This window comes from Pseudobacillus sp. 179-B 2D1 NHS (assembly GCF_045370945.1).
Classification (GTDB): Bacteria; Bacillota; Bacilli; order Bacillales; family Domibacillaceae; genus Pseudobacillus.
In genome coordinates this window covers 1-22093 of record NZ_JBIQDP010000039.1, presented here as the reverse complement: position 1 = coordinate 22093, position 22093 = coordinate 1, and the positions used below count along the sequence as shown (strand labels likewise).

The window sequence follows — 22093 nt, the reverse complement described above, 5'->3', positions numbered from 1 at the left end:
TATTAAAAGTTAGGCTGGTTCTTTAGGCCTTCCGGTACTATAATAGATTGCCGGGAACATTTTAGTAAGAGGTGACATCCATGGAAATCACTTGGGACATTTTTACAGTCATCGGTACAATTGCTTTTGCTATTTCTGGTGCGATTGTGGCGATGGAGGAAGAGTATGACGTATTCGGTGTATATATATTAGGAATGATTACCGCTTTTGGCGGCGGAGCGATCCGTAACTTATTGATTGGTGTACCCGTCTCTGCTTTGTGGGAACAAGAGGCTTTTTTTCAAATTGCCCTGCTATCTATCACAGCGACACTTCTTTTCCCTCACAATATGCTAAAGCATTGGCCGGTATGGGGAAATTTCTTTGATGCCATCGGTTTGTCAGCTTTTGCTGTTCAAGGTGCACTGTATGCAGTCGGAATGAATCATCCGATCAGTGCGGTCATTGTGGCTGCTGTTCTAACCGGAAGCGGCGGAGGCCTTGTGCGCGACTTGCTGGCAGGACGGAAACCAGCTCTTTTGCATAATGAAGTGTATGGCTTATGGGCTGCGTTGGCCGGTTTGCTTATTGGGTTGAACATAACAACTACACCTGTCGAATTAATTATCCTTTTTACTGCGATTGCAGCCCTTCGTGTAGCATCTTATAAATTAAAATGGAGACTCCCAAAAAGGGCCCTCCATTAACAATATAAAAGCCTTTCAAAGTTTATTTGAAAGGCTTTTATTATATTAAAATGCCTCCAGCTTTACCTCTTCCGAAACAGTCATGTCAGCCTCTGTGCACTCGATAATTTCCTCTACCGAATACCCTTCTGCTACTTCCATAAGCATGAGACCCTTTGATGTAACATCCATGACAGCCCTGTCGGTAATAATGCGTTGGACGACGCCTTTACCGGTTAACGGAAGCTTGCATTCTTTTAAAATTTTTGACTGGCCATGCTTATTTACATGATCCATAATCACAATGGTTTTGCGGGCACCATGAACAAGATCCATTGCCCCACCCATTCCTTTTACCATTTTTCCTGGAATCATCCAATTGGCCAAGTCACCATTCTGAGAGACTTCCATTCCCCCGAGAATGGCCACATCAATGTGCCCCCCGCGTATCATAGCAAAAGATTCGGAACTGTCAAAGTAAGCAGAGCCAGGAATAGCTGTAACCGTCTCTTTTCCGGCATTGATCAAATCAGCATCCATTTCCTCTTCGCTTGGGTAGGGACCTATACCAAGCAGACCGTTTTCCGACTGCAGTACGACTTCTTTGTTTTCAGAAATGAAATTAGCAACAAGCGTCGGCATGCCAATGCCTAAATTCACGTAATTGCCGCTTTCAATCTCCTTTTCTGCCCGTCTTGCAATCTTCTCTCTTGTATCCATTAGTATCCCTCCTTCATTGACGAACCGTTTTTCTTTCAATCCGCTTTTCTTGACTTCCCTGGATCAATGCCTGTACGTAAATACCTGGTGTATGAATATAGTTCGGATCGAGATCCCCTATTTCTACAATCTCTTCCGCCTCAGCGATGGTGATTTGACCAGCAGCGGCGATCATCGGGTTAAAATTTCGGGCGGTTTTATTATAGACGAGATTCCCTTTTTTATCTGCTTTCCAGGCCCTTACAAGACTGAAATCAGCTGTTAGGGCTTCCTCAAGTAAATACTCTTTCCCATTAAATTCTCGAATCTCTTTTCCCTTGGCAATGGGAGTACCGACGCCAGCCGGTGTAAAAAACGCCGGAATCCCTGCCCCACCTGCCCGGATTTTTTCAGCCAGCGTTCCTTGTGGAGTTAATTCCACTTCTATTTCACCGGCAAGCATCTGCCGTTCAAATTCTTTATTTTCACCAACATAGGAACCAATGATTTTCTTGATTTGTTTATTTTTTAATAGCAGCCCGAGTCCCCAATCATCGACTCCACAATTATTAGAAATGATCGTTAGCTCTTTTACTCCCGAATCCGCCAGTGCTTTGATTAAGTTTTCAGGTATGCCACACAAACCAAAGCCGCCAACCATGATCGTCATTCCATCTTTAATTCCCGATACTGCCTCTCGGAAATCAGTATAGATTTCTTTCATCCCGTTCCCCTCCTTTTATTAGACAGGATTCACCCCATGTTTACGGTCTGTGAACACCATATATTTAGACATATACACATTGAGCCGGGCAGAGAGTTCTTCACGCAGTCGGTTTGGCTCTACTACATCATCTATAATCAATTCTGACGCCAGACGATAGATGTCAATATCCTGGCGATATTCTTCCCTCTTCTCATTGATAAACGCGGCTTTTTCTTCCTCCGGCAACGCAGCAATTTTATTGGCGTAGACAGCATTGACTGCCGCCTCAGGACCCATAACCGCAATTTGCGCTGTCGGCAGTGCCAGACAGCAATCCGGTTCAAATGCCGGCCCAGCCATAGCATAGAGGCCAGCTCCATAGGCTTTACGCACAACCACTGTCATCTTAGGCACCGTTGCTTCACTCATTGCAAAAATCATTTTTGCCCCGTGACGGATAATGCCAGCTTTTTCTACATTTGTTCCGATCATAAATCCAGGCACATCCGCCAAGAACAAAAGCGGAATATGAAAAGCATCACACAAACTGATAAATTTAGCTGCTTTGTCAGCTGAATCATGAAACAGCACGCCACCTTTTACTCGAGGCTGATTAGCAATAATACCAACCGGCTGTCCATTGATCCGGCCTAGACCAGTAATCAACTCAGCTGCAAATAATTTTTTAATTTCACAGAAGCTGTCTTCATCGATCAAGCGTTCAATCAGCTGATACATGTCAAAGGGTGCGTTTTGGTTTTGAGGGATAAGTTCTTCGATTGACTTTTCAAAGGCTGCAGGTGCTTTCGGCTCTCTTGGAACTGGTTTCTCCGTATAATTATCCGGAAAATACGTTAAATACTTTTTCGCATATGCAATAGCTTCCTCTTCTGTTTTGACAAGCACATCGCCACAACCCGAAACAGAACAGTGCATTTTTGCTCCGCCCATTTGCTCAAGTGTGACTTTTTCGCCAATCACCATTTCTGCCATACGCGGTGATCCAAGGTACATCGAAGCATTTCCTTCCACCATTACAACAATGTCGCAGAAAGCTGGAATGTAGGCACCCCCTGCAGCAGAAGGGCCGAATAACAGGCAAATTTGCGGCACCTTTCCAGATAGCTTCACTTGGTTATAAAAAATACGGCCCGCTCCTCTGCGCCCTGGGAACATTTCAAGCTGATCTGTGATTCGTGCCCCTGCTGAATCAACAAGATAGAGCATCGGGCAGCGCAGTTTTTCGGCTGTTTCTTGAATGCGAATAATCTTCTCTACTGTCCGCTTTCCCCACGAGCCAGCTTTAACCGTTGAATCATTCGCCATCACGCACACTGTGCGTCCGTTCACTTTTCCGATGCCGGTAACCACTCCGTCTGCCGGCAAATCCCCAGCCATCATATTGGCGAATAATCCGTCCTCTGTCTGAAGACCCTCGTCAAAAAGTCGTTCCAGACGATCACGAACGAATAACTTTCCTTGCTCCTTATTTTTTTCATGATACTTTTCCTGTCCGCCTTTCAAGATGGCTTCTGTTTTCTGCTGATAGTCTGTTTTTACTCCCGTTTCATTCACTGCTGTCTCCTCACTTTCCTCTGTATGTTGGCGGCCGCTTTTCTGCAAACGCCCGCAATCCCTCCAGTCTATCCTCTGTCGGAATTAAGGTATTATAAGCCAGCCGTTCAATTTGCAAGCCGGTTGCAATATCGGTCTGCATCCCCTGATTGATGGCTGTTTTTGCCTGAAATAATGCCAACGGGGCATTTGCAGCAATCTCCCTCGCCAAATGGATGGCTGTTTCCAGTAAATTTTCCGGAGTAGCAATATGCTCGACAAGACCAATTTGTTCTGCCTGGTGAGAGGCAATGCGTCTGGCTGTGAAAATTAATTCTTTTGCTTTTCCGGTTCCGATCAATCGAGGCAACCTCTGTGTTCCTCCAGCTCCTGGAATGATGGCAAGAGAGGTTTCTGTTAATCCCATTTTCGCGTGACTGGAGGCAATTCGGATATCACAGGCTAAAGCCAATTCTAATCCTCCCCCGAAAGCAACGCCGTTTATAGCCGCAATAACCGGCTGCGGCAACGCTTCCACCTCGTTAATAACCGAACCAATCAAACTGACAATTTTCCTTACTTCCGCTTCGTTCATTCCTCTTCTTTCTTTTAAGTCAGCCCCTGCACAAAAAGCTTTCTCACCTTTGCCCGTCAAAATGATCACCCGAACTTCCGGATCATGTTTAAGGTTATAGAGGGCATCGTGAAGATCATACAAAAGGGCTTGAGACAAGGCGTTAGCTGCTTCGGGGCGGTGAAGTGCCAAAACAGTCACTCCTTGTTCAAGCTTCGTCACTTCAACTGTTTTTCCCAAACAACTCACCCTCTCTCCACTTTGCGGTATAGTTCCATTTGCCTGCTGTTTAACGGCTTGCCTAAAATAGATTCCATCAATTCACCAGCTTCAATCAGCCCTTCTAACCGAACGCCTGTTTTAATCCCCATAGCCTCAAGCATATAAACCAGGTCCTCTGTTGCTACATTTCCAGATGCCCCTTTAGCATAAGGACAGCCACCCAATCCTCCGAGAGCACTATCAAATGTGCGGATCCCCATTTCCAAAGCTTTCGAAATATTTGCAAGTGCTGTCCCTCTTGTATCATGAAAGTGCATAGCAATACGCTCTTCGGAAAACTCAGAGAGAAGCTGTTCAAGCAGCCGTTCCACCTCTGTAGGGACAGCGACGCCAATCGTTTCACCAAGCGACAATTCATCAATGCCCATATCAAACAACCGGGTACTGATTTCTTTTACCTGTTCAGCTGGCACAGCTCCCTCATATGGACAAGCGATCACAGTCGATAAATATCCTCGCACTGTTTTTCCAGCTGCTTTCGCCTCTGTAACGACCTCTTTCAAGACTGGAAGTGTATCCGAAATGCTCTTGTTAATATTGTTTCGATTATGTGATTCGCTTGCAGACATGAAGACGCTCACTTCATCGACATTACCTTCCAGCGCCCTTCGCAGTCCATGCATGTTTGGAACGAGGGCTGCATAGGTGATGCCTGGCTTTCTATCGATAGAAGAAAGTACTTCTACCGCATCTGCCAGCTGCGGAATCCATTTCGGATGAACGAGAGAGGTGACTTCAATATAGGATAGCCCGCTGTCTGAGAGCCGGTTAATCCAGGCTACCTTATTCTCGGTGCCTACCTGATGCGGCTCATTTTGCAGACCATCACGGGGTCCCACTTCTTTAATGGTCACTTTTTCAGGAAGTTTCAACAGGGAACCCTCCTATTCCATATCAACGAGTGCATCCGCTTCGTTGACAAAGTCTCCCTCATTCACATGAATTTTTTGAACGGTGCCATCTTCCTCAGCAGCAATGGGGATTTCCATTTTCATTGATTCTAAAATGATGACATCCTGACCAGCCTTTACTTCTTCTCCCTCTGCTACAAGAACCTTCCACACGTTCCCTGCCATGCTTGCTTGTACTGTTGTCAATATAATCTCTCCTTTACTTCGTTGTGGTTAACTCCGGCAAATAGTATTCATTCACAAAATGAGTTGTTGTTGTTCCTTTTAAAAATTGCTGATGGCTGATAATTTTTCTAAGCATCGGCAAGTTCGTTTTGATGCCTTCAATTTTGTACTGCTCTAGCGCTCCCTTCATGCGGGCGCAGGCTTCTTCTCTCGTTGCTCCCCAGGTGATCAACTTACCGATCATCGGGTCATAAAACGGAGTTACAGTTGAGCCTTCCTCGACCGCACATTCATTTCGTATCCCCTCTCCTTGAGGCAGTTCAAAGGCGGTAATTTGGCCAGGTGAAGGGAAAAAGGTTTTTGGATCTTCAGCGTAAATCCGGACTTCAATTGCATGGCCGTTTCGCTTAACGGCCTCTCGTGTTAATTCGAGCTTCTCGCCGGCAGCCACTTTTAATTGCTGCTCCACAAGATCAAGCCCAGTGATTTCCTCCGTTACTGGATGCTCTACTTGCAGACGTGTATTCATCTCCAAAAAATAGAAATTTTCTTCTTTATCCACTAAAAATTCAATCGTGCCGGCATTCGTATAGCCAATATGACGAGCAGCCTTAACTGCAGCATCCAGCATCTTTGTTCTCGTTTCCTCGCTAATAAACGGGGACACCGCTTCTTCCACTACTTTCTGATTGCGGCGCTGAATGGAACATTCCCGCTCCCATAGTGGAATCACTTGACCATGAGAGTCTGCCAATACTTGGACTTCAATATGATGCGGCTCTTGAATATACTTTTCCAGGAACATATCACCGTTGCCGAAAAAAGATTCTGCTCGCTTTTTATTTCCAGCAAACGCCTTAACGAGTTCCTCTTCAGAGTGAACAAGCTGCATCCCAATGCCGCCGCCCCCCGCTGAAGCTTTCAACATTAACGGGTAGCCAACAGAGGCGGATGCCGCCTTCGCCTCTTCTTCATCCTGAAGCGGGATATTAATCCCTTCAATGATAGGGACTCCCGCTTCCTTCATCGTTTTGCGCGCTTCAATCTTACTCCCCATAGCTGCTAAAATATCGGGGGCAGGGCCGATAAAGGCAAGCCCCTCATCGAGACATTTTTGCGCGAAAGCAGCATTTTCTGAAAGCAGGCCATAACCCGGATGAATAGCCTCTGCTCCACTCGCCTTTGCTGTCCGGATAATTTCATCAGCATTTAAGTAACTAAGGTTTACTTGCGGCTTACCTATGCAATAAGATTCATCTGCCTGACGGACAAACAGAGCCTGCTCATCCGCTTCAGAGTATATAGCTACCGTTTTTATCCCCATCTTTTTACATGTGCGAATAATACGCGAAGCAATTTCTCCGCGATTAGCAATTAATATTTTGGAAAACAAACTGGATCACTCCTTCTGTTTACTTCAATAAGCTCATCGATTGTTCGCGCAGTCTAAACTTTTGAATTTTTCCTGAAGCGGTCATCGGGTATTCCTTCGTAAATTGAATGTACTTCGGAATTTTATGGCGGGAAATTTTATCCTTGAAGTACTCTTTAATTTCGTCTGCAGATGCGATTTCTCCCTCTTTAAGAATGATCCAAGCCATCAATTCCTCACCGTACTTTTCATCTGGTATCCCAATCACCTGTGCGTCGAGTATTTTGGGATGAGTATACAAAAACTCTTCAATTTCACGCGGGTAAATATTTTCCCCGCCCCGGATGATCATGTCTTTTAAACGGCCAGTCACCCTTATATAACCATTCTCATCCATGACAGCCAGATCACCTGTGTGGAGCCATCCCTCTTCATCAATCGCTTCTTTTGTGGCATCTGGATTGTTATAATACCCTTTCATTACGTGATACCCTCGCGTGCATAGCTCCCCTTGCTTATTAAACGGCAGTTCCCTTGATGACCCAGGTTCCACAATTTTCACTTCCACCTCTGGAAGTGCCCGGCCTACCGTTTCTACACGCAGTTCAACAGGGTCATCTGTTCGTGTTTGGGTAATCACTGGCGAGGACTCTGTCTGGCCATAGCATATAGTTATTTCCTCCATGTGCATCTTATTCATTACTGCTTTCATGATTTCGACTGGGCAATTCGATCCTGCCATTACTCCTGTACGGAGAGTAGACAGGTTGTATTTTTGAAAATTCGGATGATTCAGTTCAGCAATAAACATCGTCGGCACGCCATGCAGCGCTGTGCACTTCTCCTGCTCTACCGTTGCTAGCACGGTCTCTGGATCAAATTCCTGCACAGGTACCATTGTAGCCCCGACAGTCACACACGCCATCGTTCCAATCACACACCCAAAGCAGTGAAAAAATGGAACCGGAATACAGAGACGATCTTCTTTCATCAATTCCATGCATCCAGCAATATGAAAAGCATTATTTATTAAATTGCTGTGTGTCAACATGACTCCCTTAGGAAAACCTGTTGTTCCGGATGTATACTGCATATTGATCACATCATCTGGCGCAAGCTCCTCTGTTCGTGCATCCAGCTGTTCTTCTGTCACTCGGTCCGCCATTTCTAAAATATCCGACCAGCTATACGTACCGCTGTACTGCTGTTCACTGAGAACGATGACATTTTTTAACAAGGGCAGTCGCTTAGACGACAATTCTCCAGGCTCACAGGAATGTAACTCCGGACAGATTTCATAAATCGTATCGATATAGGAATTTCCGCGGTAATCTTCTATTAAAACGAGTGTACGACTCTCTGATTGCTTTAATAAATATTCCAATTCAGCGGCACGATAATTCGTATTAACTGTTACTAAAACCGCTCCCATTTTACCTGTGGCAAATTGCAGTGTGACCCATTCAGGAACGTTCGTTGCCCAAATAGCTAGATGTTCTCCTTTATCAACCCCAAGCGCCATTAAGCCTCGCGCTACTTTTCGGCATAGCCGATTAAATTCGCTGTACGTGTAGTGAATACCTCGATCTGGATAGACAAGTGCTTCATGATGTGGAAGTTGTTCGGCCTTATTGGCTAATAGTTCCCCTATTGTTTCATGGATCAATTCGCTCATAACACCCTTCCCCCTATTATCTTTTAACAGCCAAGGTGGCGTGCGATAACCAGACGCTGGATTTCCGAAGTACCTTCCCCGATTTCAAGCAGTTTTGCATCGCGCAAAAATCTTTCTACATCATATTCGTGCATATAACCGTAGCCGCCATGTATTTGAATAGCTTGATTGCTCGTGCGAAAGCTCGTTTCTGAAGCAAATAATTTGGCCATAGCTGCTTCTTTGCCAAATGGTTTTCCTTGATCTTTCAGCCAGGCAGCTTTATACACAAGGTTGCGGGCTAACTCCACTTCGGTCGCCATATCTGCCAATTTAAACTGAATGGCCTGGAATTTAGAGATTGGCTGGCCAAACTGCATACGCTCCTTCGAGTATTGAAGCGCCTTCTCTAAAGCCCCTTGCGCAATACCCACCGCTAAAGCGGCAATGGAGATACGACCGCCATCAAGCGTATATAAAAACTGACTGAAACCTTTTTGACTGTCTCCAAGTAAATTTTCTTTCGGCACCCGCACATTTTCGAGTATAATTTCACACGTGTTAGATGCACGGACACCCATTTTGTCATAGTTGCACGAAATGGTCACACCCGGTGCATCAGCAGGTACGATAATAGCTGAAATAATGTTCTTTCCGTCTTCTCTTTTTCCTGTGACAGCGGTTACAATAATTTGTCGAGCAAAACCTGCATTTGTAATCCAGCACTTCTCACCATTAATTACATACTCATCGCCATCCAGGACTGCTTTCGTTCTTGTGCCCCCGGCATCAGAGCCGGCATTTGGCTCAGTTAAACCAAAAGAACCCAATGTTTCTCCTTTCGCCATTGGAACGAGCCATTCCTGCTTTTGTTCTTCCGTTCCGAAATAAAAAATCGGGCTTGCTCCCAGGCTGATAGCTGCTGCGTAGCTTAACCCTGTGCCGCCGCACGCTTTGCCGATTTCCTCCACTGCAATTGCATAAGAGACAGTGTCCCCGCCAGATCCCCCATATTCTTCTGGAAATGGAATGCCAAGTAACCCTAACTCCCCCATCTTTTTAAATGCCTGTTCATTAAACCCTGACGTTTTATCAAGTTCCTGGGCGTACGGCTTAATCTCTTTTTCAGCGAAACTTTTTACCATTTCCTTTAGCATTTGCTGTTCTTTCGTTAATTCAAAATTCATGTAAAATCCCCCTTGTTTTCCTTTTTAATTCAGAGACAGACTAGTCGGTCTTTGAAGGTTATTATAATAGCCAGCTTAATGGTTAATTGGCTGACTGTTTAATAAAATATGATTGAATATCTTGATTCTCCATCCCTTTTTCTGTAATTAGTGCATGCACAAGCAGATCGTTAAATATTCCTCCAATGTCCTCGATTGACAGCTTCCCTTCTTTTTTAAACCATTTGTACGTCCAGTTCACCATGCCAATAATTGCCATCGTCGTAATCTCAGCCGATACTTCCGGCCGAAAATCACCGCTCTTTTGGCCTTCGCAAATGATTTGTAAAATGATCTTTCGATACTCGTCGCGCTTTTCATTAATCTTTTCTTGAAAATCCCCTTTTAAGTACGTGCTTTCTTGATAAAAAACAGTAATATGCGGCTTATACAAATCAAACACCTTAGTAAATGACAAAACAATCGCACAAAGCCGAGAGACAGGTGTGTCATAACTAGCATATGCTTCCTTGGCACGGTCGAGCACGTAGGAAATAAAAACGTCGTGAATGTGATATAATAATTCATCTTTCGACTTGAAATTGTGGTAAAACCCCCCCTTGGAAGTACCGCTTTCCGCCACAATTTGATCGACCGTCACTCCATGATAGCCGTGTTTTTCAAACATAATAAGTGATGTTTCTATAATTCTTTCTTTTAGCGCTTTCTTTTTCATAACTGACCACCTTTGAATAAATAGTATCATAGAAAAAACTGGATTGACAATTTTTTTATCAGAAAATAGAAAATAATTTAACGACGCGGCTTGTCCTTTTAGATTGAAAGAAAACCGCCCATGATAATGGCGGTTTATTTTTCTTACTTTAACCCATCTTCTGTTATTTCAATTGGATGTCCTTTGACTCGATTAACATTAACTCTTCATATTTATAGTTATTTTCATTGAGCAAGCGAACAGCTTGAGCGCGTGTCGCTTTTTCAATTAAATTGCGAACATACCTTCCATTTGAAAATGTTTGGTAGTTCCCTTCTCTCACTTTAACAAAGTGTTCACGCAGCTTCATTTTTGCTTCTTTGCTAAACTGGTATTCTTTTTCTGCAGCCATTTTTTCTGCAATAGACATTAACTGTTCAGGCCGATAATCAGGAAATTGGAAGACGAGCGGAAAGCGGGACTCCAATCCAGGATTGAGCGTAAAAAAATGATTCATCTCCCTCGGATATCCTGCCAATATAAGAATAAAGTCATTTTGTTTATCCTCCATGTGCTTGACAAGCGTATCGATGGCTTCCTTTCCAAAATCTTTTTCCCCTCCCCGGCCTAATGAATAGGCTTCATCAATAAATAAAATGCCGCCCATGGCTTTTTTAATTAAATCTCTCGTTTTTTGCGCCGTATGTCCGATATATTCACCAACAAGATCTGCACGTTCCGCCTCTATTAAATGACCTTTTGATAATACTTTCATTTCAAAAAACAACTTCCCGATAATGCGGGCAGCTGTTGTTTTTCCCGTTCCCGGATTCCCTTTAAACATCATGTGCAACACTTGCTTTCCAGCTTTCAGGCCGCTTTCTTCTCTCTTTTTACTAATGAAGATCCAGGCGTAAATTTCCCGGATCATTTTCTTTAAGTCTTCGAGTCCAACTAAAGCATCCAGCTCACTTTCTACCCTCTTTAATACCGCATGCTCAGAAGCATTGGACCACGTATATAGCGGCTCTTCGCGGACTGGCTGCTGGATGCGGTCATTTTTGGTGTGCAGCACAACATTGATTTGACCGTTGTCTTTCATACGGATTGGCTGCTTCATCTCTATCACCCCATCAAGCTTGACGTAGGCCGTCGCATATTGTCTTTTTTTGCGCTTTCCCGAGAAATAATTTCCCTCTTTACAGTCTATTCATGCTCAAAATAAACATACGTCTTTCTGCATATAAAAAACGTGTACAAAAATTTGTACACGTTTGAATTATATTATTCTTGTTCTTCCAAAGAAATTTGAACGTTTCGTTGAGGAGCGAATGTAGAGATAGCATGCTTATAAACGAGCTGCTGTTTTCCGTCTGATTCAAATAAAACCGTGAAATTATCAAAACCCTTTATGTAACCGCGCAATTGAAATCCATTTAGTAAGAATACAGTGACGAGCGTTCCGTCTTTTCGAAGCTGATTTAGAAATTGGTCTTGGATATTGATCCCTTGTTTCATATCTTTTCCTCCTCTTTCTATCTATACTTAATTAATTCTATTTTAAATGCAGCTTTCCTGCTACAAAATCGGAAATTTCTTTTATTTTTTGCGGCCGCTTTTCCTCATCTGATAAGTCAAACCAATCTACGGCCATTTTATTTCGGAACCAAGTCAACTGGCGCTTAGCATAGTTTCGCGAATTTTGTTTTAATTGCTCGACAGCCGACTCTAACGTCTCTTCCCCCCTTAAATAACTAAATAGCTCTTTATAGCCAATGGCCTGTACAGCCTGACCGCTGCGGATGCCCTTTTCCCAAAGCATTTTTACCTCTTCCAGCAAACCAGTTGCCATCATGCTGTCCACTCTCTGATTAATGCGGTGATAAAGCTGTTCCCGTTCCATGGTGAGGCCGATTAACGCTGTCTCATATAACAATTTATCAGGCGGTTGACTTTGTTGCTCAGACATCCTTTTTCCGGTTGTATAAAAGATCTCCAATGCGCGAATCACTCTTCTCACATTATTTGGATGAATGCTGGCTGCCGCTTCTGGATCAATTTGTTTCAGTTTTCCATGAAGTGCCTCTTTTCCCGCCTGGGCTGCTTCTTCTTCTAACTCTTCACGCAACTGCGGGTCCCCACCAGTCTCGGAAAATTGATAATCATAAATAACTGATTGAACATATAAGCCTGTCCCGCCCACAATAATAGGCAGGGACCCTCTATTAGTAATGTCTGTTATTTTTTTCCTGACAAGCTGTTGGAACTCGGCAGCCGAAAATAATTCATCAGGCTCTTTAATGTCGATTAAGTGATGGGGAACTCCTTCCATCTCTTCGGGGCTGATTTTGGCGGTACCAATATCCATTCCTTTATAAACCTGCATGGAATCCCCGCTGATGATCTCTCCCCTAAATCGCTTAGCTAAATGGATGCTTAGCGCTGTTTTACCGACTGCTGTCGGCCCGATGATCACGATAAGTTTTTCCTGCTGATGCAATCTTTTCACTGCCTTTACCGATTTTCTCTTATCGTACCATACGTACAATCAGTTATTAAAGCTAATACTCTATTCTCACCCTTTTTTTTTATTTTATACGTGCTATCAAAAAAATCCGGCTGCTTATTATTACAGCCGGATTTCGGTTATTGCTGTACATCAACAGGGATTTGTGCATCCCGTATTTCTTTGTCCAGCTCTTCTAAATATTGTTCGGTATGAGAAGAGGACCACCCGAACAAATCTGCCATTACTGCGATAACTCGTTTTTTGTACTGCTTCACTTCATCCATTCGGAAAAATAATGCTCCGGTTCGGCGAATAAGGAAATCGACCGGCCGCCAAATCATTTCATGATTGACTGCATATAGCAATTGGGCATATAGCACTTTAGGGAGATCATTCACTGAAGCTTGTTGTGCAAAGGTAAATACATGATCTACATTTGTTCCATACATATGAGCCAAGTATTCTCCTTCTTGCTCAGATAACCCAAAGGAAACAGCTTCTTTTCCCTTCTTCTTAATAAATGATTCCAGTTGAGCAGCCCCACCAACGTCACCTCCAGATATTGGCAAATGGCGCGTTTGACAGCTTTTAAATTGTCTACCTGTTTCAGCGCTCAGTCTTTCAGAAACAAGGTTTACAACGATTTCAGCCATTTTCCGGTATCCTGTCAGTTTACCGCCAGCAATCGTAATTAATCCGCTCTCTCCTTCCCAAATTTCATCCTTCCTTGATATTTCTGAAGGGTCCTTTCCTTCCTCGTAAATAAGCGGCCGCACACCTGCCCAGCTCGATTCAACATCTGCGGGTCCTACGTTCACATCAGGGAACATATAACGAATAGCTTTTAATAAATAGTCTCGATCTTCTTCTAGCATCTTCGGATTGGCTATGTCCTGATCTTCTCCATAGAACGTATCGGTTGTGCCGACATATGCTTTGCCATCTCGCGGAATGGCGAAGATCATTCGGCCATCGGGCGAGTCAAAATATACAGCTTGCTTAAGCGGAAAAATAGATTGATCAATAACGATATGAATGCCCTTTGTCAATCGCAAGTGTTTATTATTAACCGAATAGTCCTTCTTTCGGACATTATCTACCCAAGGGCCTGCTGCATTGACGACTTTCTTTGCTTTCACCTCAATGGTTTTCCCTGTTAAAACGTCTTTAGCCTCAATCCCGATTACCTTTTGCTCTTCATAGACGAACTTCTCTGCTTTCATATAGTTAACAGCAATTGTCCCTTTTTCAACTGCTCTTTTCATCACTTCTATCGTTAGCCGAGCATCGTCGGTCCGGTACTCTACATAGTAGCCGCCACCAACTAACCCTTCTTTTTTTACGAGCGGCTCTTTTTGAAGAGTTTCTTCAGCAGTGAGCATCGTTCTTCGTTCTGATTTTTTTACGTCAGCAAGAAAGTCATAGACACGCAAGCCAATCCCTGTTGTAAACTTGCCAAAAGTCCCTCCTCGATGCATGGGGAGCAGCATCCACTCTGGTGTTGTAACGTGCGGGCCGTTTTCATAAACTACTGCACGCTCTTTTCCTACCTCAGACACCATTTTAATTTCAAACTGTTTTAAGTAGCGCAAGCCGCCATGAACAAGTTTTGTTGAGCGGCTGGATGTACCGGCAGCAAAGTCTTGCATTTCCACAAGAGCTACCTTCATTCCACGTGTTGACGCATCGAGGGCAATACCTGCTCCTGTAATTCCGCCACCAATGACAAGAAGATCAAACTCCTCTGCTTGTAAACGGTCAAGCCATTGCTCTCGCTCTACATTTGAAAACTTCATAATTTCGCCTCCAGTTGTTAAATACCTCATCTTTATGGGAAGAAAACGAAAAAGAGACCCGTCAAAGCATAACGATGGATCATCGCTATGAAGACAGGTCTCTCTGTTTCTCCAGACAATTTATTAACTTACTTTTATTATATAGGACTATTCAGCAGATTTCAAACTTTAAACACTAAAGCGGCCTCGATTGCTTTTTTCCAACCGGCATACAAACGTATTTGTTCCTCTTTATCCATTTTCGGCTGGAACAATTTTTCTACTTGCCACTTAGAGGCAATCTCTTTCCGGTCTTGCCAGAACCCCACCGCCAGCCCAGCAAGATAGGCTGCCCCGAGCGCCGTTGTTTCATTAATAATCGGTCGTTCCACAGGCACTTGCAGCATATCGCTCTGGAACTGCATAAGAAAATTATTTTTAACAGCCCCGCCATCGACACGCAAGGTTTTCAATGAAATACCAGAATCAGCTTCCATTGCATCCAACACATCTTTCGTTTGATAAGCAAGCGATTCAAGTGTAGCACGGACAAAATGCTCTTTGGAAGTGCCTCTCGTTAAGCCGAAGACTGAGCCGCGTACGTCACTATCCCAATAAGGAGTTCCCAGTCCGACAAAAGCTGGGACCACATACACGCCTTCAGAAGAGGCCACTCTAGTTGCATATTCCTCTGTCTCCACGGCGTCCTTTACCATACGCAAGCCGTCACGTAGCCACTGAATCGCCGATCCTGCTACGAAGATGCTTCCTTCAAGAGCATATTCAACTTTCCCATCTATTCCCCAGGCAATGGTCGTTAATAAACCGTGACGAGAAGAAACCGCTTTTTCGCCTGTATTCATTAACATAAAACAACCGGTGCCATATGTGTTTTTCGCCATTCCTTCATCGTAGCACGCCTGCCCAAATAAAGCAGCCTGCTGATCACCAGCTGCCCCGGCAATCGGTACCTCTTTTCCAAAAAAATGGTGAGGCACTGTATGGCTGTAAATTTCAGACGAAGGCCGAACCTCAGGAAGCATGGCTTTCGGAATATCCAAGATCTTTAACAGCTCATCATCCCATTCTAAATCATGAATGTTATAGATTAAGGTTCTTGAAGCATTCGAATAATCAGTCACGTGGGCTTTCCCGCCCGATAGCTTCCAAATGAGCCACGTATCAATTGTTCCAAACAGGAGTTCTCCTCTTTCTGCCCGCTCCCGTGCGCCTGCTACATGATCAAGAATCCATTTTATTTTCGTACCCGAAAAGTAGGCATCAATTAGCAGCCCCGTTCTTTCTCGGAACAACGAATCATATCCTTGCTCCTTTAGTTCATTGCAAATATCGGCCGTTTGCCGTGACTGCCAGACGATCGCATTGTAAATCGGCTTCCCTGTTTCTTTTTCCCAAACTACTGTTGTTTCCCGTTGGTTCGTAATTCCGATACCAGCAATTTGCTCAGGACTAATATTGTTTTCAGATAACACGGTTGCAATGCAAGCAAGAATCGTTCCCCATATTTCATTGGCATTGTGCTCCACCCAGCCAGGGTGCGGAAAATGCTGAGTAAATTCTTTTTGGGCAACGTAAGCCACTTCTCCTTTTCTATTAAACAAGATCGCTCTTGAACTGGTAGTGCCCTGGTCAAGTGATAAAATAAATTGTTCCATCGTTTCTCCTCCCTTTAACGAACATCTATATTGATTGAAGCTGTATGATTTCTCTTTCCCCAAATAAGTATAACGAGTAAAGCAAAAAAAGTAATAGCTAATACTATCCACAATGCCGGCCCTTTCTCTCCTATAAAGAAAGCTCGGTAAAACAATCCACCAATTGAACCGCCAAGCAGCGGGCCCACTACAGGTATCCAGGCGTATTTCCAATTAGAAGAACCTTTCCCTGCAATCGGTAATAAAAAATGAGCAATGCGCGGGCCAAGATCCCGAGCTGGATTAATGGCATAACCAGTTGTTCCACCTAAAGATAAGCCGATGGCCACAATCAATAATCCTACAATAAACGGATTCAGCCCTTCCGTAAATTGATTCGCTCCAATCGATAATATTCCAACCGTCAAAATAAAAGTCCCGATAATTTCGCTTAATAAGTTAGAAAACGCCTGCTCAATCGCTGGCCCAGTAGCAAAAACCCCTAGCTTTGCTGCCGGATCCTCCGTTGCTTTCCAATGGGGTAGAAAATGCAAGTAAACCACCGCTGCACCGATTATAGAGCCAATTATTTGTGCAATGATATAAGGTATGACATCTCCCCACGCAAAATCTCCAGCAAATGCCAGAGCCAGCGTGACAGCCGGATTTAAATGGGCCCCACTAAATCGCCCAACTGCGTACACAGCCATCGCAACAGCCAGACCCCAGCCCCAGGCGATCACAATCCAGCCCGAACCAAAAGCAAAAGATTTCTTTAAATTTACATTTGCACAAACTCCTGCTCCGAATACAATCAACAGAGCTGTGCCGAAAAGCTCTCCCCAAAACGGTGACATTTCCCCACTCCCTTTTTTCTATGAATTTACCGATGTTAAAGAGTGTTGTACTCGTTAACAGGAACGTTAAATAAAAAAAGAGAACAAAAAAATTCACAACAAACAACCGCCTGAAATAGCGTGTGTTGTGAATCTCTTTGTTCTCCCTCACAAATTATTAACTTATTTTTAAGATAACATGTTTTGAAAGCGCCATCAACTAATTTACAACAACCTAACTTTTAATAATATAATTTCCACAGCTCTCGATCAGAGGTTGTGATGGCGCATGCCCCCGCCTGCAGGGCCTCTTCTACTTCCTCTCTCGTTTCAATCAATCCGCCGGCGAAGATTGGCTTTTTTGTTTTTTCATGCAGCTCTTTAATAATCTTCGGTACGACGCCCGGCAGCACCTCGATATAATCAGGGTCTGTCCGTTCAATTAATTTCACACTGCGCTCGAGGGCGCTTGAATCGATAATGAATGCCCGCTGTGTCGCCAGCATTCCTTTTTGCTTCGCTCTGACAATGGCACTGCCTTTTGTTGAAATAATTCCATATGGCTTGGCATATTGTGCTACAAATTCGGCCGCATATTCATCACTTGTTAGTCCGTGAATTAGATCGAGATGCAGGAACATTTTCTTTCCGTGCTGCTTTGCATAGTCAAAAACACTCTTTACCATGCCTATATGAAGATCTAAAAACACACCATACTCGAATGGAGTGTCCAGCATTTTATCAAAATCCTTCATTGTCCGGACAGCCGGCAAAATTTTTTGTCCGTGAAAATTCATCCGCTACACTCCTTTTCATTTAAACTTTCTTCATCTGCTTATCAGTCAAGGGGGAGTATGTTGTCTTTCTTTAAAGGTTTCCCTCCATACCAAAAAAAGATCATGGTAACGAGTGCAAAAATAGCGCTAATAACTGTGAAAAAGCTGATGCTCTCAAACAACTGTAAAGCCATCCCTCCCAAGTATGGACCGGTTAAACTACCGATGCTGAAGGCCATGCCGCACAGAAGATTGCCTGTCGGCAGGAATTGTCTAGGCATTAGATCGGTCATAAAGCTGATTCCCAGGCTGAAAGTGGAACCAACAAGCATGCCAGCAAGAAAAATACTCACTAACAGTAAATAATATAAGTGGTCGATCAATGCGGCGCTAAAAAACAAAACCGTACCCGCTAACAATACAACCGCTAACACTCTTTTCCGTCCACACTTATCGCTCAATACACCTAGCGGGAACTGGAAAACAATTCCTCCGATAGCAAATGACATCAAAATGACAGAAATTTCTTGAACAGACAATCCGGTTCGAACCCCATAAATTGGATAAATGCCATTAAAAGAAGCTTCTAAGAATCCATAAGCAAATGTCGGCAAAAAGGCAATCCATCCATAGCGAGACGCTTCTCTGAAGCGCTTCAGAGTTTCCCACGTCGAATTGGTTTCCACCTGCTGTTCTGGAAAGTCATTTTTCAGGAAGAATAAAAAGACCCAACAAATAAGACAAAGCACCCCCGAAACAATAAACGGCAAAGATTCGCTATAATGGATAAGACCGGTCATGAGCGGACCAGTGGCAAAACCTAAGCCAAAAAATAATCCATAGAGCGAAATATTTCGCCCGCGCCGCTCCGGTGACGAAAAAGAGGTGATCCATGTCTGGGTGCCAAAATGAAGCGCATGATCACCGATTCCAATCAGCAGCCGCAAAATAAACCAAAACCAAAAGGACTTCCATAAAGGAAAAGAAAAAAGAGCGACAATAACGAGCAGCCCGCCTCCGATGATGACCGGCTTATAACCGAACTGCCGCAGCGGTCTTTCCATAAACGGTGAAACAAGCAAAATTCCAATATATAAACCAGTTGCATTTAATCCATTTAACGAAGCCGACATCCCTTCCCTCTCAAACAAAACAGCGATCAGCGGCAGCAGCATTCCCTGACTAAATCCGGAAATCGCTATAATACTAACAAGTATGCGTAATCGAAAACTCTCTCTTGTGTTCACCATAACAACTCTTATTCACCTCTTGTAGATTCCGAAGAACCGTCTCCATCCCATCAACAGATTAAAAGTACTTCTCCCTTTTCTATATTAGGCTATTTCGTTTAGAACGTATAGAGAGATAAATACGAGAAGTTCTACATTTTAAATGTATGTGGAAAATCTGGTTTTTTCACCTTGCACTTTACGTAACGTAATGTTTTAGAATGGACTTATTAAGTGGATGGAGGAAAGCAAAATGGCGAAAACATTTACTATTGGCCAATTTAAAAAGATGAGCGGCCTGACAGCGAGAACCTTGCAATATTATGATGAAATTGGCCTTCTAGCAGCTAAACGGACATCAAGCGGACATCGTTATTACCAAGAAAGTGACTTGTGGATACTTCAAAAAATTGTTTCTCTTAAATTTTTAGGGTTTTCACTGGAAGAGATTGCTGACTTTATTCGTAAAGACACATGGAATGAAAAAGACTCTCTTATCTTTCAGCGCGACCTTATGAAAAAAAAGCGCGAACAGCTAAATGACGCTATCCGGCTACTAAGCCTTGCCATTGATCAAATAGAAAGAGGCGGCACGTTGCATACCGATATCTTTGTTTCAATGATTAATAATGTTCAGATGGAGGATGATCATAAAAGCTGGATGAAATCCGTTGTACCATCGCCATACATTGATGAATTATTCGATCGAATAAAGAATAACCAAGAAGAGATCGAGAAAAGAGCGATGGACTTGTTTTCACGCATAAAGGAACTGGCCTTTTCAGATCCAAAAAGAAGCGCTGTTGAACAATTAGTGACGGAATTAATAGAGCTGGCAGCAGAAGTAGCCGGCGATGATTTCCATACGTTGGAAACTTATTTTGCTACCGATCTGGAAGAAGATCCATGGCTGTTTCCTTACCCATTTAGTCCTGAAGAAGAGAAGTGGCTCGAACAAGCGATGACTTATTATAAAGAAAAGGAGGAATAGAAAATGGAAAAAACTGAACAAACAAATTTCCAACAATGGAAGCCCTTTGTACACTTATTTACAAAAGCCCGCCTGTCAAAGTGGATCATTGCCGGGGCCATCCTGTTAAGTATAGCCGAAACACTCGCCGGGCTTGTCGTTCCTTTATTTACGAAAGATCTCGTTGATCAACTTGCCCACAATCAACTGCAAACATCCGTTATTCTCTTCCTTGCTGGCAGCTTTCTCGTTCAGACTGTTTCAGGTGGTTTCTCCTACTACTTGATGAGCTATATTGGGGAAGCAGTCGTTTCTTCTGTGCGGAGAAGAGTATGGAACCAAGTCCTTGAATTGCCCGTTTCTTACTTTGATGAGCATGAATCTGGAGAAACGATGAGCCGGATTACTCAGGATACAAACACGGTTAAAACTTTGATCGTCCAGCACCTCGTCTCATTTGTCACTGGGATCATCTCCATCCTTGGCGCCATTGTTATTTTGCTTTTCATTGATTGGAAAATGACCGTCATTATGCTTCTCGCTGCCCCAGTTTCTATTTTGATCATTATGCCGCTCGGCAGAAAAATGTATCGCATTTCCAAGGATACTCAAACCGAAATGGCCGGCTTTTCTGCTGATCTCGGCAGGGTGCTCACAGATATCCGACTCGTTAAGGCGTACAGCGCTGAAAAGGCGGAAAGAGAAAAAGGTTTCTACCGCATTCAGGAGCTTTTTCGTTATGGATTGAAAGAAGCGCGGGTCCAGGCTGTCATTTCTCCTTTTATGACAGTGATCATGATGCTCGTCCTTGTCGTATTAATCGGTTACGGCGGTGTCCGCGTTGCCTCTGGAGCCCTTACAGCCGGTTCACTCGTTGCTATTATTATTTACATGTTCCAGATTGTCATCCCCTTTAGCCAAATGGCTTCATTCTTTACAGCTTTTCAAAAAGCCATGGGAGCGACAGAAAGAATTCAATCCATTCTAACACTGAAAAAAGAATCAGAAGCAGCCGGCTTGCCTGTCGTTCAGCCAGCACAGCATCTATCACTTAAAGACCTGACTTTTGGTTACGAGGAAAATCATGCTGTGCTCAAAAATATGAATCTTCATATTCCAACCGGAAAAACAACGGCCTTTGTCGGCCCGAGCGGCAGCGGCAAAACCACTCTCTTTGCTTTGCTTGAGCGCTTCTATCAACCTGTGCAAGGAGAAATTTTCTTGGGAGAGCATCCCATCAGCGAATTTGACCTTCGTTCGTGGCGCACATCCATCGGTTATGTTTCCCAAGAAAGTCCCATTATGTCGGGTTCCATTCGCGATAATATTTGTTACGGCATGGAGGGCCCGATTAAAGAGGACGAGATAAAAAGAGCCGCAAAGCTAGCTAATGCCGCTGAGTTTATTGAGGGGTTTCCCGATCAATATAACACAGAAGTCGGCGAACGAGGAATCAAACTATCAGGTGGCCAGCGGCAGCGGATAGCGATTGCCCGGGCCTTTATGCGTAACCCGCAAATTTTGCTTCTTGACGAGGCGACTTCTAACTTGGACAGTGACTCAGAACGGCTTGTCCAAAAAGCGCTCGACCAATTAATGACTGGCCGGACGACCCTTGTCATAGCGCATCGCTTATCCACCATCGTAAACGCCGACCAAATCGTCGTCATCGAACGAGGGAAAATTACAGGCATTGGCACGCATGACACACTGTCTCAAACTCATTCACTCTATCAAAAATTGGCAAGCCAACAGTTTTCTTCTTGAGCCATTAAAAAAAGGTCAGCCTTTCGGGAGGCTGACCTCAGACTGTAGACAAACTCAATGAAATTCTAGAGTTTGTCTACAGTCCTTTTTATTTTGCTTGTGAATGGGGGCTG

The 22093-nt window shown here is 43.8% G+C and carries 21 protein-coding genes; 3 read left to right on the top strand and 18 right to left on the bottom strand.

Going from position 1 to position 22093, the window contains the following annotated elements; translation table 11 throughout:
- Positions 1–86 precede the first annotated feature (86 nt).
- Positions 87–686 carry a trimeric intracellular cation channel family protein gene (locus ACH0BF_RS23435; RefSeq protein WP_340856431.1) on the top strand — a complete coding sequence of 200 codons (600 nt, stop codon included), beginning with the start codon at positions 87–89 and terminating at the stop codon, positions 684–686.
- Positions 687–731: 45 nt separating this feature from the next.
- Here ACH0BF_RS23435 and ACH0BF_RS23430 read toward each other — a convergent pair whose 3' ends face one another.
- The 18 genes from ACH0BF_RS23430 to ACH0BF_RS23345 all read right to left on the bottom strand — a co-directional run bounded on the left by ACH0BF_RS23430 (position 732) and on the right by ACH0BF_RS23345 (position 19264).
- Positions 732–1385: a CoA transferase subunit B gene (locus tag ACH0BF_RS23430; RefSeq protein WP_340854589.1), complete on the bottom strand. Its 654-nt coding sequence runs from the start codon at positions 1383–1385 to the stop codon at positions 732–734.
- A gap of 13 nt (positions 1386–1398) precedes the next feature.
- On the bottom strand, positions 1399–2088 hold the full coding sequence (locus ACH0BF_RS23425) for a CoA transferase subunit A (protein ID WP_406910396.1): 690 nt from the start codon (positions 2086–2088) through the stop codon (positions 1399–1401).
- 18 nt (positions 2089–2106) lie between these two features.
- Positions 2107–3645 (bottom strand): acyl-CoA carboxylase subunit beta, encoded by a 1539-nt coding sequence (locus ACH0BF_RS23420; RefSeq protein WP_340856433.1) that lies wholly within the window; start codon positions 3643–3645, stop codon positions 2107–2109.
- A 10-nt stretch (positions 3646–3655) separates the two neighbouring features.
- On the bottom strand, positions 3656–4438 hold the full coding sequence (locus ACH0BF_RS23415) for an enoyl-CoA hydratase (RefSeq protein WP_340854592.1): 783 nt from the start codon (positions 4436–4438) through the stop codon (positions 3656–3658).
- Between the two features lie 5 nt (positions 4439–4443).
- On the bottom strand, positions 4444–5352 hold the full coding sequence (locus ACH0BF_RS23410; protein ID WP_406910395.1) for a hydroxymethylglutaryl-CoA lyase: 909 nt from the start codon (positions 5350–5352) through the stop codon (positions 4444–4446).
- Between the two features lie 12 nt (positions 5353–5364).
- Complete coding sequence (locus ACH0BF_RS23405; RefSeq protein WP_120037412.1) at positions 5365–5577, bottom strand: acetyl-CoA carboxylase biotin carboxyl carrier protein subunit; 213 nt, start codon at positions 5575–5577, stop codon at positions 5365–5367.
- A 13-nt stretch (positions 5578–5590) separates the two neighbouring features.
- Positions 5591–6949, bottom strand: coding sequence for an acetyl-CoA carboxylase biotin carboxylase subunit (locus tag ACH0BF_RS23400; protein WP_340854593.1), 1359 nt, complete (start codon positions 6947–6949; stop codon positions 5591–5593).
- 19 nt (positions 6950–6968) lie between these two features.
- Positions 6969–8603 carry an AMP-binding protein gene (locus ACH0BF_RS23395; RefSeq protein ID WP_406910394.1) on the bottom strand — a complete coding sequence of 545 codons (1635 nt, stop codon included), beginning with the start codon at positions 8601–8603 and terminating at the stop codon, positions 6969–6971.
- Between the two features lie 23 nt (positions 8604–8626).
- Positions 8627–9769, bottom strand: coding sequence for an acyl-CoA dehydrogenase (locus ACH0BF_RS23390; protein WP_340854595.1), 1143 nt, complete (start codon positions 9767–9769; stop codon positions 8627–8629).
- A gap of 82 nt (positions 9770–9851) precedes the next feature.
- Positions 9852–10484, bottom strand: coding sequence for a TetR/AcrR family transcriptional regulator (locus ACH0BF_RS23385; RefSeq protein ID WP_120037406.1), 633 nt, complete (start codon positions 10482–10484; stop codon positions 9852–9854).
- 163 nt (positions 10485–10647) lie between these two features.
- The gene (gene spoVK, locus ACH0BF_RS23380; protein ID WP_340854597.1) at positions 10648–11583 is read right to left on the bottom strand and encodes a stage V sporulation protein K; all 936 of its coding nucleotides are present in this window, start codon (positions 11581–11583) and stop codon (positions 10648–10650) included.
- A gap of 164 nt (positions 11584–11747) precedes the next feature.
- The gene (gene hfq, locus ACH0BF_RS23375; protein WP_049661654.1) at positions 11748–11981 is read right to left on the bottom strand and encodes an RNA chaperone Hfq; all 234 of its coding nucleotides are present in this window, start codon (positions 11979–11981) and stop codon (positions 11748–11750) included.
- A 37-nt stretch (positions 11982–12018) separates the two neighbouring features.
- A complete protein-coding gene (miaA, locus tag ACH0BF_RS23370; protein WP_120037402.1) occupies positions 12019–12963 on the bottom strand; it encodes a tRNA (adenosine(37)-N6)-dimethylallyltransferase MiaA in 945 nt (314 codons plus the stop codon).
- Between the two features lie 146 nt (positions 12964–13109).
- Positions 13110–14768: a glycerol-3-phosphate dehydrogenase/oxidase gene (locus ACH0BF_RS23365; protein WP_340854603.1), complete on the bottom strand. Its 1659-nt coding sequence runs from the start codon at positions 14766–14768 to the stop codon at positions 13110–13112.
- A 161-nt stretch (positions 14769–14929) separates the two neighbouring features.
- Complete coding sequence (gene glpK, locus ACH0BF_RS23360) at positions 14930–16423, bottom strand: glycerol kinase GlpK (RefSeq protein ID WP_340854604.1); 1494 nt, start codon at positions 16421–16423, stop codon at positions 14930–14932.
- A gap of 14 nt (positions 16424–16437) precedes the next feature.
- A complete protein-coding gene (locus ACH0BF_RS23355; protein WP_406910393.1) occupies positions 16438–17259 on the bottom strand; it encodes an MIP/aquaporin family protein in 822 nt (273 codons plus the stop codon).
- Between the two features lie 221 nt (positions 17260–17480).
- The gene (locus tag ACH0BF_RS23350; RefSeq protein ID WP_120037394.1) at positions 17481–18035 is read right to left on the bottom strand and encodes a glycerol-3-phosphate responsive antiterminator; all 555 of its coding nucleotides are present in this window, start codon (positions 18033–18035) and stop codon (positions 17481–17483) included.
- A 41-nt stretch (positions 18036–18076) separates the two neighbouring features.
- Complete coding sequence (locus tag ACH0BF_RS23345; RefSeq protein ID WP_406910392.1) at positions 18077–19264, bottom strand: MFS transporter; 1188 nt, start codon at positions 19262–19264, stop codon at positions 18077–18079.
- A gap of 232 nt (positions 19265–19496) precedes the next feature.
- On the opposite strand from ACH0BF_RS23345, the gene ACH0BF_RS23340 reads away from it, so the two are divergent.
- Together ACH0BF_RS23340 and ACH0BF_RS23335 are read left to right on the top strand one after the other, a co-directional pair.
- Entirely contained in the window at positions 19497–20234 is a 738-nt protein-coding gene (locus ACH0BF_RS23340; RefSeq protein WP_340854609.1) for a MerR family transcriptional regulator, read from the top strand.
- A gap of 3 nt (positions 20235–20237) precedes the next feature.
- Positions 20238–21980, top strand: coding sequence for an ABC transporter ATP-binding protein (locus tag ACH0BF_RS23335; protein WP_340854611.1), 1743 nt, complete (start codon positions 20238–20240; stop codon positions 21978–21980).
- The last annotated feature ends 113 nt before the right edge of the window (positions 21981–22093 follow it).

Excerpts from the sequence above, each read along its gene's own strand:
- ACH0BF_RS23335 (WP_340854611.1), top strand. The coding sequence starts at position 20,238 with ATGGAAAAAACTGAACAAACAAATTTCCAACAATGGAAGCCCTTTGTA.
- ACH0BF_RS23345 (WP_406910392.1), bottom strand. The coding sequence starts at position 19,264 with ATGGTGAACACAAGAGAGAGTTTTCGATTACGCATACTTGTTAGTATT.
- ACH0BF_RS23395 (WP_406910394.1), bottom strand. The coding sequence starts at position 8,603 with ATGAGCGAATTGATCCATGAAACAATAGGGGAACTATTAGCCAATAAG.
- hfq (WP_049661654.1), bottom strand. The coding sequence starts at position 11,981 with ATGAAACAAGGGATCAATATCCAAGACCAATTTCTAAATCAGCTTCGA.
- ACH0BF_RS23430 (WP_340854589.1), bottom strand. The coding sequence starts at position 1,385 with ATGGATACAAGAGAGAAGATTGCAAGACGGGCAGAAAAGGAGATTGAA.
- ACH0BF_RS23425 (WP_406910396.1), bottom strand. The coding sequence starts at position 2,088 with ATGAAAGAAATCTATACTGATTTCCGAGAGGCAGTATCGGGAATTAAA.
- glpK (WP_340854604.1), bottom strand. The coding sequence starts at position 16,423 with ATGGAACAATTTATTTTATCACTTGACCAGGGCACTACCAGTTCAAGA.
- ACH0BF_RS23390 (WP_340854595.1), bottom strand. The coding sequence starts at position 9,769 with ATGAATTTTGAATTAACGAAAGAACAGCAAATGCTAAAGGAAATGGTA.
- ACH0BF_RS23385 (WP_120037406.1), bottom strand. The coding sequence starts at position 10,484 with ATGAAAAAGAAAGCGCTAAAAGAAAGAATTATAGAAACATCACTTATT.
- ACH0BF_RS23355 (WP_406910393.1), bottom strand. The coding sequence starts at position 17,259 with ATGTCACCGTTTTGGGGAGAGCTTTTCGGCACAGCTCTGTTGATTGTA.
- ACH0BF_RS23365 (WP_340854603.1), bottom strand. The coding sequence starts at position 14,768 with ATGAAGTTTTCAAATGTAGAGCGAGAGCAATGGCTTGACCGTTTACAA.
- ACH0BF_RS23350 (WP_120037394.1), bottom strand. The coding sequence starts at position 18,035 with ATGAATTTTCACGGACAAAAAATTTTGCCGGCTGTCCGGACAATGAAG.
- ACH0BF_RS23340 (WP_340854609.1), top strand. The coding sequence starts at position 19,497 with ATGGCGAAAACATTTACTATTGGCCAATTTAAAAAGATGAGCGGCCTG.
- spoVK (WP_340854597.1), bottom strand. The coding sequence starts at position 11,583 with ATGAAGCAGCCAATCCGTATGAAAGACAACGGTCAAATCAATGTTGTG.